Origin of the sequence: Rhodopirellula baltica SH 1, from assembly GCF_000196115.1 — a bacterium.
GTDB lineage: Bacteria > Planctomycetota > Planctomycetia > Pirellulales > Pirellulaceae > Rhodopirellula > Rhodopirellula baltica.
Genome location: NC_005027.1, coordinates 5696786 through 5708399, shown reverse-complemented (window position 1 = coordinate 5708399; position 11614 = coordinate 5696786). Strand labels below are relative to the sequence as shown.

The 11614-nt window shown below is 56.0% G+C and carries 8 protein-coding genes; 5 read left to right on the top strand and 3 right to left on the bottom strand.

Going from position 1 to position 11614, the window contains the following annotated elements; genetic code table 11:
* Positions 1 to 201: 201 nt before the first annotated feature.
* Complete coding sequence (gene dprA, locus RB_RS21730) at positions 202 to 1476, bottom strand: DNA-processing protein DprA (protein WP_164922340.1); 1275 nt, start codon at positions 1474 to 1476, stop codon at positions 202 to 204.
* Positions 1477 to 1901: 425 nt separating this feature from the next.
* Between dprA and RB_RS21725 the strand changes: the two genes are divergently transcribed.
* The 5 genes from RB_RS21725 to RB_RS21705 are packed head-to-tail and all read left to right on the top strand — an operon-like array spanning position 1902 to position 7951.
* Positions 1902 to 2798: an AAA family ATPase gene (locus RB_RS21725; RefSeq protein WP_007334387.1), complete on the top strand. Its 897-nt coding sequence runs from the start codon at positions 1902 to 1904 to the stop codon at positions 2796 to 2798.
* A 6-nt stretch (positions 2799 to 2804) separates the two neighbouring features.
* Entirely contained in the window at positions 2805 to 4073 is a 1269-nt protein-coding gene (locus RB_RS21720; RefSeq protein WP_011122798.1) for a DUF58 domain-containing protein, read from the top strand.
* Entirely contained in the window at positions 4066 to 6735 is a 2670-nt protein-coding gene (locus tag RB_RS21715) for a transglutaminase TgpA family protein (RefSeq protein ID WP_164922339.1), read from the top strand. The genes RB_RS21720 and RB_RS21715 overlap by 8 nt, the downstream gene beginning before the upstream one ends.
* A complete protein-coding gene (gene cmk / locus RB_RS21710) occupies positions 6732 to 7421 on the top strand; it encodes a (d)CMP kinase (protein ID WP_011122796.1) in 690 nt (229 codons plus the stop codon). Before RB_RS21715 ends, cmk begins: the two co-directional genes overlap by 4 nt.
* Positions 7418 to 7951 (top strand): CinA family protein, encoded by a 534-nt coding sequence (locus RB_RS21705; protein ID WP_011122795.1) that lies wholly within the window; start codon positions 7418 to 7420, stop codon positions 7949 to 7951. Before cmk ends, RB_RS21705 begins: the two co-directional genes overlap by 4 nt.
* Before the next feature lie 15 nt (positions 7952 to 7966).
* Here RB_RS21705 and RB_RS21700 read toward each other — a convergent pair whose 3' ends face one another.
* Positions 7967 to 9817: a glycoside hydrolase family 97 protein gene (locus RB_RS21700; protein WP_390175299.1), complete on the bottom strand. Its 1851-nt coding sequence runs from the start codon at positions 9815 to 9817 to the stop codon at positions 7967 to 7969.
* Between the two features lie 308 nt (positions 9818 to 10125).
* The gene (locus RB_RS21695; RefSeq protein ID WP_011122793.1) at positions 10126 to 11499 is read right to left on the bottom strand and encodes a Gfo/Idh/MocA family protein; all 1374 of its coding nucleotides are present in this window, start codon (positions 11497 to 11499) and stop codon (positions 10126 to 10128) included.
* Positions 11500 to 11614: the final 115 nt, after the last annotated feature.

Sequence of the window (11614 nt, the reverse complement as noted above, 5' to 3'; positions counted from 1 at the left end):
AAACATTGCGGCGATCGAATCGAAAGAAACGGTTGAGATTGAATCGTAAGTGTCGTTCACCATCGCAGATGAAGCCACATTGGGGCGAAATGAAACACCGCCGCCAAGTCAGCGTCGCGAGGACCTTCGGTGAACAGCCACGAACGGGGGCTTGGAACCAAGGCGGGAGAATAGCGCTGCAGGCCCGAACTGTCAACCTTCTCAGATCCGCGACACATACTGACCGCTTAAGCGGCGAACAAACCGTTTCATCTCCAAAATACTGACAATCGCGTTGACGCGGGATGCGGGAAGCCCACTGCTGAGCGTCACTTCGTCGATTGCCGTGCCAGATGTCCCCACCGCAGCGAGCACCTGCCGCTCGACGTCATTGAGCGTCATTTCGCGACCGTCCCGAACAACGTCACCACCCTCAACCGCCGTTGCCAGAGAGACGTTTCCGCTCAAAGGCCCCAGCAATTCCAACACATCATCGGCGTGCTGAACCAACGTCGCACCGTCCCGAATCAGATGATGACACCCCTGCGACGCCCGACTATTCACTTGGCCAGGCAAGGCACCAACCGAATGCCCCAGCTCGGACGCCAGGCGAGCCGTGATCAGCGATCCGCTTCGCATGGGAGCCTCGATGACCAGGGTGGCTTGCCCCAAAGCCGCGATGATTCGATTGCGTTGCGGAAACATTCCGCCACGGGGTTGGGCCATCGGTGCGTACTCGCTGATGACGGCCCCATGCTCGGAAATTTTGTCTGCCAGAGGTGAATTCTCGGCCGGATAAATTTTCCCCAGCCCGCCACCGAGGACAGCGATCGTTCGACCCTCGGCCTCCAGTGCCGCCCGATGAGCCGCCGTGTCGACACCTCGAGCCAACCCGCTAACGATCGTCACACCGGCCCGGGCCAAATCCATCGCGATGCGACGAGTTTGCTGCAATCCATACGCTGTCGCATGCCGAGTTCCAACAATCGCAACCGAAATCGTGTCGCGAGGCAAAATCGAGCCACGACAAAACATCAGCGGTGGAGCGTCATCGAGTTCTTCCATCGCCGCCGGATAAGACGCCTGACCCCGCCTGAGAATGTTGACATCCATGGCGGCGCACCACGCGAACACGTCCTCGATATCAACGTGATCGCTCGCCGTATCGATCACGTGCGCCAACTTTGGCCCCACACCGTGAACCGACGCCAACGAATTCTTATCCGCATTCAATATCGCACGCGCCGAGCCAAACGCTTCCATCAAAGACGTCAACGTCCGTGGCCCCAGCCCAGGAAGCAAGCACAACTGAACCAAGTCGCGAGTCGAATCGTCGGCCGGTGAGTTCACCTCCTCTGGGGCAAAATCGTCCTTCGCATCCAGTTCTTGATGGGGGACATCCGGACCGGCTGGATTCGAACTGGCATTTGCCTCGGATCCCGAAACGTTTTCAATTTCGGAAACATCGCAATCGGGAATCGATCGACCGTCGTTCATCAGATGGTCACCATTGAATGGACTCGTACGGGCTGACTCGCGATGAGACTGCTCCAGAGTCTCCACTCCATCGAGCTTGCTTCTCACCCACACGACATTTCACCTGATCAAGGCGAAAGAGTCTCCCCTTCAAGTTTCTCGTTTTGGGCACAAGTCCGCGTGCTCAACATGACACTCGCGCAACTTCGATCACCGCTGACAATACGCCTAAAAGAATCAAAAACGCGATGTTCACCCGAGATGACGAACAAGGTGGACATGCTCGGCCCCTGAAGATCAGGCCGATAGAAAAGCTTTCCCAGAGCCACTAGCATACAGTTCTCCTCAGACGAGTTCTTCGCTCCTTCTTCCTTCGCTCACAATTCACGGTCGACCATATGTCATTTCGGGCCGCGTCCGACTTATGTCAAAACCTCTGCGATAATTTGGCAAAAGTCGTTTTGGGCAAAGACGAACTGGTGGATTTGTTGGTCGTTGCGTTGCTGGCCGGCGAACACGTTTTGCTGGAAGACGTTCCCGGTGTCGGCAAGACGTTGACCGCCAAAGCGCTCGCGCGAAGCCTGGATGCCAAATTCACGCGGCTCCAATTCACACCTGACTTGCTGCCCAGTGACATCACCGGCAGCATGATCTATCGGACCGACACCAGCCAATTTGAATTCGCACCGGGACCAATCTTCGCGAACATCGTCTTGGCAGACGAGATCAACCGCGCCCCGCCACGAACCCAATCGGCGTTGCTCGAAGCGATGAGTGAAGGGCAAGTCACCGTCGATGGCGTGACTCACGAATTGCCGAAACCATTCATGGTGGTGGCCACGCAAAACCCTTTTGAATACGAAGGCACCTATGCGTTGCCCGAGAGTCAACTGGACCGTTTTCTACTGCGAACATCGATTGGTTATCCGTCGCGAAACGTTGAACGCGACATTTTGACAACGCACAAATCAGGCGAACCGGTCGACGACCTTCAGTCGATCGTTGGCGCAGCGGAAGTTTCTGCTGCTCAAGAAAACGTCGGAGAAGTCCGCATGGACGAATCGTTGGTGGATTATTTGTTGGACATCGTGGAAGCAACACGCCATCACGATGCATTTCAGGTTGGCGTCAGTACACGCGGTTTGCTCAGCTTCCACCGAGGTTGCCAGGCGATGGCGATTCGTCGAGGTCGCGACTATGTCACGCCTGACGACATCAAACAAATGGCGGTTCCTTCGCTGGCCCACCGAGTTTTGGCCGAAGGCATCTTCCAAGGTGGCAACCGTGCCGTTGTCGAACAGCAGTTGGCAGATTTGATCGAACCCATTCCCGTGCCGGTTTAAACCACGATGGTCCTCCAGCGACGCAACACTCGCAATCGCCTGACGCGACTCGGTTGGCAATTCATGCTGATCGGTATGTTCGGGCTTCTTGGCGGGTCGCTCAACGGATTGAACCTGCTGATCGTTGTCGCCGCAATGACATTGGCGGTGTTATTGGCGCAGTGGCGAGTCAGTCGATCAACCATCGAATCCGTTCGAGTCGACCGACGAGTTCCCAGCGAAGTGTTTGCCGGCAAACCCGCCCGAGTTCGCTATCAAGTCAGCAACCAGCATCGATTGATGCCGCTTTGGTTGGTCTGCCTTAGCGATCAAATCATGCGAACGGGCGCGGACACTCAAGCCATCGAGTCAACCGACAACGTCGCAACGGCGGCAATTGAATCCCGCACGATCCACACCGGCGTTGGACTGCTGCTTCCTAATCAGGCCACCAGTGCCTACCTCGACCTCACCTTTGAACGACGCGGTCGATACCGATTGGGACGTTGGCGAGTCTCCACAACCGCCCCCTTCGCTCTGTCGACCGCATGGCGAGAATCGACCGACGAAGAAGAGTTTGTGGACGTTTACCCGCGTTTGTTGAATTTGCCTCGGTCTTGGCGGCAACGGCTTCCCACCAAAGTCGGCAACGTTTCATCATCGGCCCACCGACAGGGCCACGCGGACGAAGTTTTCTTCGGCCTTCGCGAATACCGCCGGGGTGACAGCCGACGGCACATCCACTGGCGAACCACAGCGAGAATCGGTGACCTGGTGGTGCGTCAATTCGAACAACAACGACGTTTGGACATCTGTTTTCTGGTGGACTCCTATTGCCCAGCTTCCGCGGCTGAGAACGATCCCGCTCACCAAAACGTCGAAACGGCGATCAGCCTCGCCGCATCGTTGGTGGTTCAATTGTTTGGCGGTTCGGGCAGCCAAATCATGCTGAGCGTCGCCGGCCAACAAAACGAAACCTGTGGTGGCGGTTTGTCCCGCGAAGCATTGCGACGGATGTTGCAAATACTCGCCCGCGTTCAAACCACCGCCACGCCTGACTTGGATCAATCGCTCGAACAAGTCGCCAAAGCGGTCAAGCATTTGCCCGATCTGGTTGTGCTCAGTCCCAGACCGCTGGCCCAAGTCTTGGCTTCGGATGACAACCAATCCTCACTCCTGCGACAATGGCAGCAAAGAGGACGCCTGAACTGGGTCAATTTGTCCGGCCGAGACGCCGCGAATTGGATTGCCGAAGGTTCGTCATCAAAATCATCCGATGAGGCACTTCATGAGTGACGCTTCGATCACCGACGACGAAATGAGTCGCACCGACGCACTCAACCTGCGCGAATTGCAGGCGATCACCGAGTCCATTCCGGACTCGCCACTGCGGCTGCGCACCAAGCTTGCCTTTGCGTTGGTAACGATGCTGTCGGGATTGGTCATCGGCAGCAGCGGACAAACTCAATCTTTGCCGATCATCGTTATCTTCTTCAGCATCGTCGGGTTTCTGTTTGTCGACTGGATGAAGCTATTCGCGTTGCCCGCCGTGATCGCGTACGCCGCCATGGCGATCGCTGCAATTTATTGCGTCTCCGGCTTCATGCAGAACGACATGCAAGTCGGCAACAAAATGAGCGCCGTTGCGGAACTGCTGATCATCGCGCAATCAATTTTGATGCTGCAAGAAAAGACGTCTCGACTGTTTGAGCAACTGATGATTTTCGCATTGCTCAACTGCGTGGTCGCCGCGGTGTTCAATGATGCATTCGCCTACGCAATTTTCTTCATCCCGCTGTCGATCTGCGGTGGCATGGCGATCGCTTTGTTGGCTGCGGACAACGTGGTCGAACAATCTCAATCACCGGACCAAAACGCGACCCTCGCGGCACGTCCATCGGCTTCGACCGCCCAGCCCGATGATTCGAACATTCAGTGGAACAATTCCGCCGCGGTGGATTCACTTGCGCGAGCGGGAGTGAACTTGCCGTGGATGGTCGCGGTGATCCTGTTCCCTGCGGTGTTGCTGTTCTCCGCGTTGTTCTTCTTCGGCCTGCCGCGACGCGTGGATGCTTCCCGGGGGAGCTCGCAAGGTGTCGCGATGACCGGATTCAGCGAAGAACTTCGCTTCGGCACGATTCAGGAGATGCAAAAGAGCAGCCAGCGTGCTCTGCGAGTCGATTTGGTCGATCGGCAAACCAAAAAACCTTACCCGGCCATCAACGATTTGTATCTTCGCGGCGCGGTGCTGGAACAATACTTGGTCGAGGCTGCAACAACTTGGCGTGCAACTTCGGTTTCCACCTCGCCACCCAGCCCGCTGCCTCCCGAGTTTGTTCCTGATCGATCTAGCGACACAAACTTTTACGATCGTGTCAACGTTCGCATCGCGTGCGAATCGATGAGCACGGAAAACCTCTTCGCGATTGCACCTTATCACTGGTCACCCGGCAGTGATGACCTGGTGGAACTCAGCGGCAAATGGACGTTCACCCGCCGCAGCTCATCCGGCGGTTCAAACTCGGCCGGTGCACTGGGTGTGCCTTGGTACCCGCCGGTGAAATATCACTTCGGAACTCACGCGTTTCGCAACGGTGCTCAAAGCCGATGGATGGCCTACAAGACACCTATGTTGGAAAGGTCCATTCGATCCGATGAAACGTCGTCGGACCTCACCGCTAACGACCTGAACTACATGGACCAGTTGCTGGAATACCCGCAAGTCCTGATTCCTAACGCTGAGATTCTGGCGAACTCCATCGTTGACAATTTACCGCCGAACAAACGGACAACCGCCGGCATCGCTGACGCGTTGGAAAGACACTTGGCCTACAGCAGTGATTTCAGATACTCGCTGCAACCCAATCCTTCGACCACGGTTGGTGTCGATCCAATCGATCAGTTTCTTTCGACCGATCGACGAGGGCATTGCCAATACTTTGCTTCGGCATTGGTCATGATGCTGCGAAGCCAGAACATTCCTGCACGACTGGTCGTTGGTTATCACACCGACGAATTCAGTGAACTGGGACAGTACTTCATCGTCCGGCAAAACCATGCTCACGTTTGGGTCGAGGCATTGATCCCTCGCGAGGACATTCCGGTTGGGACATCGGTGTACGGACAACCTCGGTCCGATTTCTATTGGCTGCGACTGGATCCGACCCCGGGTGGAGGCGGAATCGATGGGGCGGAAGTCGGTAGCAACCAAATGCTCGATCTGGCACGCGATCTGTGGGACGACTATGTCATCGAGATGGATTCGAAACGACAGCAAACGGCCCTGATGTCGACACCGGGGTTGGCCCCCATGACCGCCTCTTATCGATCGTGGATCGACCGAACTCGCGATTTCGCCATGCGGATCAACTCCGGTGACGTGGAAGGCATCGGAGGAGGCAGGCTGTTTTCCTGGCAGGGTGCGGTCATCGCCATCGTGCTCAGTATTTTGGCATTGATTGGACTGAAGATCCGTTTTCCGCGTTGGCTACGCAGCAAGCTTGGCAAGAATGGTCAGCAAAAAGCGCCGCGCCCATCGATCCCTTTTTATGCCGAAGCACTTGACCTGCTTTCGAACCTGGGCATCGAAAGACGTCCCGGCCAAACGCCCGAAGAACTCACTCGGCAACTCGCGATTGCGAGTGCTTCTCCTGGCTCAACGTCCGCTCGCGATTCGGAGGGGCGAACCCAGGCAACATCGGATCACCATCCAGAGTGGACACAAGCTCTCGGACCAATGCGTCGTTTAACCGATGCGTTTTACTCATTACGGTATGGCCAAGCGTCGGCGATGCCTCACGCAACTCGCCAGGACTCCGGCGGCGGATCTTCAAAAGCACCTCCGAATGCCGAAACGTCTGACGCATCCATCAAATCGAATTCGGCGGTCTCTTCGAGCCCTGACATCGAAGACGCATTGAACTCTCTTCGCCAAATCACAAAGCGTTCCCCCTCATGATCATCACCATCGATGGCCCAGCCGGAGCAGGCAAGAGCAGCATCGCACGGCGCGTCGCCAGTGAACTCGGATTTGAGTTCCTGGACACGGGTGCGATGTACCGCGCCGTGACATGGGGTGTGATGCAGCAGGGAATTGCATGGGATGACGTAGAGTCGCTGGTCGAATTCGCGGACGCGGCTCAATTGATTTGGCAAGACGATCGCATCTATCTCGACAACCAGGACATCTCAGAAGAAATCCGAACGCCGCAGGTTACCAGCCACATCCGATACCTGGCCGACCCTCCCAGAATTCGCGAACGAATCACCGCCCAACAACGGCGCATCGCGACGGGTCGTGACATCGTGACGGAAGGCCGCGATCAGGGCACCGAGGTCTTCCCCGATGCGCACTGCAAAATCTTCTTGACCGCATCGCCAGAAGAGCGCGCCAGACGTCGACAGCGACAACTCGCCGAAAATGGCCGGGTAATGTCGGTGGAAGAAATCTTGGCAGCGCAAAATCAACGCGATCTGGAAGACCGGATGCGTCCGGTTGGACGATTGCGAGCCGCCAGCGACGCAATTGTGGTTCAAACCGATGGCATGTCACCTGACGAAGTTCGCGAAGAGGTTTTGCGTTTGGTTCGCGAATGTGTGCAAGCGTCGGCGGCAAACTCTGCATCGAGTGACGTGACGAGATGACCACCACGGGTGCCTCGGCGAACGAGACGACTGACCCGCGAGTGGTCGCAACCGATTTGGTTTCGCAGTTGAAACAATCGCAGCACCGATTGATCTTGGCCGAAAGCTGCACCTGTGGCGCAGCCGCCGCGGCGATCGGAAGCGTCCCTGGTGCGTCCAACGTTTTTTGCGGCAGTGCCGTGACGTATCGCGAAACCACCAAGCAAGCTTGGCTGGGAATCACCACAATCGATCTGGCGCAGTTCACTGCAGAGAGTGAGGAGATAACCAATCAGATGGCCGCAGCGATCTTGCAAAACACCCCCGACGCCACGATCGCCGCTGCCATCACTGGACACTTTGGCCCCGACGCGCCACCAGCTTTGGACGGAGTGATTTTTGTCGCCGTGCAACAACGCGGCCGCGAACTTGAAACTCAACGAGTCGTCCTTCGCAGTTCCACCCGCCAGGCCCGCCAAACCGAAGCCACCGCCGGCCTTCTCACCGCGATCCAACAAAGCTTGATCGCTTCTGGCCAGACGACCGAATGAGCAACAAACGGGACATTACTCGTTCAGCATCGGCGAAATCATGATCGCGCATCCGCTTCCAGAGCTCATGGTCGCGGTCAATTTGCTGTCTGAGGTGACCTGGCATGACTGGATGACCACCTGCTTTTTGTCGTCTGGATCTTCCGCGTAGATCTTGGCGTCGAACTCTCCTGGGCCCAAGAAATTGAGCGCGATGTCCAGGCTTCGGGCTTCGTTGACAATCGTTCCAACGAACCACCGATCACCTTTCCGCCTGGCGACCGTCATGTAGCTCCCGATGGATCCATGAACGACCTTCGAGTCATCCCAAGTCGTCGGCATCTCCTTCCAAAATTCAAGTTCAGGATAGCGGTTCTCAGGATACTGATGAGCTTGGTCGTACCAATGCAGATATTGCAGCGGACTGTAGAACACGACTCCCAAAGCAAGCTGGAATGAACGACTGACAACTCGACCATTCAGATAGCACGGTGTGTAGTCGCCAGCCCCTGCGATCATGCGAGCAAACGATGTGGTCAGAACATTCTTCGGCGGATTCCCGTTGTCCGGACGCTCCTCATTCCCAAGAATTCCTTCGACCGTCAGAAGATGAGGGTACGTGCGTTCGATCCCGGTCAACCGAAAGTTGTCATGGATATCAACGATCAATTCGTATTCCGCAGCTTTCTCGATCGCAGCGTACAAGAACTCCATGTCAGACTGGCTCTTCCAGTCAACAAACCCCATCTTGACCCCGCGAATGCCCCATTTTTGAAACGTCCGAAATGTTTTGTCGAGGTCGTACCCTGACATGGCAATTTTGTTGATGTAGCAGATCAACCCGATACCGTGTTGGTCCGCATAGCGAATCGTTTCCTGCATGTCGATCGGATCGATGACCGTCAGTGGGTCCGAATTCGCGTCGCGTTCAGGGCCATACCAACCAGCGTCATAGTGCACGTATTGGTAATTGTTCGCGGCAGCGTAGTCGACAATCGCTTTTGCACCCTCCGTCGTCAGACTACTTCGCCAGACCTTTCCCGGTTTGATCCATGATGTGTCACTCAACTTGGACGGCGGCGAAAGATTCTGAAGCAGGTAATGATTTTCAACCAACGTCCCAGGTTGTTCCGCCACCATGATCACTCGCCAAGGAGTCGTCAGTGACTTGCTTGCCGACACGGTCCCACTTCGAAACCGCGTGACCAGTTGATTCTTACCGGATCGATTCAACATCATGGGGGCGTAATGCCCGAGGCTTCCTGCTTCGGCGATTGCCACAAAATGCGATCCTGCTTCGACGAGCAGCGGGCGAATCGAGCGTTCCGGCATCTCAGAAAGTCGCAGCTTGGAATACCGTGCTTGCGGATAATCGTCCCAGTAAACAAAGTGATCGTCCGTGAACTGAAAGTGAGTCGCTTCCGATTTCAGCTTTAACTCATCGATCCCTTCTTGCGGAGGAATCGTGTAGCGGAACGCGACCCCTTCGTCGTATGCCCGGAATGCCAGTTCAAGCCGTTGTGCCTTCTGAGTTGCCCCACGAAGTTGAATGACACACGCATTGTAAGAATCAGGGTAGGAAGCTCTGGAACCGACCACAGGAACCCAACTTCCGTTTACAGATTCGGTCTGCTTGCTCTCGACAACGAACTGTTCCTCGAGTCCGCTCCCATCGAGAACCAGCGAAAGCTTGGAATTGTCAAGAATGGTGACGTCCCGAAAGGAGACACTGTAGTGCGGCACCCCATCATGAAGCGAAAACCGGATCGACTGATCTCCCGAGGGAGACACGATCGTCGTCTCTTCTGCAGCCCAACTGCAGTTCGATGTGGAAAGAAGCAACCAACACGCGATTGAGAAAGAAGCCAGCTTTGGCATTGAGATCATCATTTGGGGATAGACACTGGTTTGCACGACCGTTGAGCACTTGCCTGATAGCGGCGAGCGAGGCGGAGGCCATTTAGAAACAGGCAAATTTACCTTGCCTCGGAGCGACGCGGCGACACGAGGTGATTCAGCCGCTCAACAAGATGGGTTTGGCGAACGATTTCGCAAGCCAAACTCCGTTGACTCCAAAAACCGGCCTGCGTTGGCTGAATATGGTGTGACTCCCCAAGACCCCAGATTCGTTCGTGAATCCGGAGTTTTGGGGCACAGCGTTTGGATCACAGGCTGGAAGCCTATGCCACTTTGGGTCAGACCAATTTGGTCTTGCCGGGGATCGCGTAAGCGGGTTCGGGCAGGGACGCTTTCATGTCCAGGTTCTCTGGGAACAGATCCAATTTCGACTCGTTCACCGCGAAATCCCACGTCACCAACTTGCCGGTGTAAGCGGCCATCCGCCCCAGCACTGCGGTCAACGAACTGTCCGCTGTCTCTTTGAATTCGACGATTGGCTTGCCATTGCGAACGCTGTCGACCAAATCCTTGTGCTCTTGTTTGTAGGCCGCACCAATGTCGCCCTTCATTGACCACACTTCGTTGCCATCTTTGTCTCGGATCTCAGCACCACGGTTGAGTCCGTAGATCGTGCAGATACCTTTGCTGCCATAGATGACATTGGAATTGTCACTTTGGGCATTTGGAATCTGACGGCACTTGAATGAAACGGTTCGATTGCCGGGATAGAGGTAGTCGATGCTCATGCTGTCCCACATCTCGCTGCCTTCGGGACGAGTGAACCGGCCACCGCTGCCATAAGCGGATTCAGGCGGTCCGCCCATGATCCAGTTGATCGCATCGATGTTGTGAACCGCTTGCTCAGCGATCTGGTCACCCGACAACCAAATGAAGTGCATCCAGTTGTAGATTTGGTACTCGGTATCGCTCATGCCTTCTTTGCGAGTCTTGTTCCAAATCCCATTGCTGCAATAGCGAGCTGTTGCAGAGATAATGTCGCCGATCGCGCCATCATGCAGTCGCTTGATCGCTTCGACGTAATTGGTCTGCCGACGATACTGGGTGCCTGTCACGATCGAGGTTTTGTTCGCCACGGCTTTCTCGTGCGCTTCCACACAAACGCGGTAGCCAGCGGGATCGACGCAGGTTGGTTTTTCCGCGAAGACGTGCTTCCCCGCGTCCACCGCTTCGGTGACGTACTGTGGTCGAAAACCAGGAGGTGTGGCGAACAACACCACATCGATTTCGGGGTCATCGAGAATCCGTTTGTAGGCGTCGATGCCGCCATACATTTTGTCGGAAGCGACGGAGACCTTGTCACCGTGTCGCTTGGCAAGTGACTCGCAGATTTTGCCGAGCTTGTCACCTTCCAAGTCCGCGATTGCCGCCAGCGAAACATTTTCGTTGATGCTGAGCGAATCATTGATCGCTCCGGAACCACGACCGCCGGCTCCGATCAATGCCAATCGAATGTGCGAGTTGGGCGAATGGCTCACCGACTCAGCGGGCTCCGCCCCGCGAATCGGACGTGCCGCCGAAGTAGCAGCGACTCCCGCGGTCAGAGCTGCACCGGTGCTCATGAAACGGCGGCGGGTGGTTGCCTCGCCGCCAGTGGCGAGGTCGCCGTTGGCTGGCGACGTGGTGTTGTTTGGGCGAGTGGTTTTCGGCATGGTCGGCGGGCTCCTGAAGGAGAATGCACGGGAGGGAAGAACTCGAATGTCCTTCCCAGTTTAATGCAATCCCGCCGCCAAATCAGAAATCGTTGTAAGACGGCCTGACATCCGC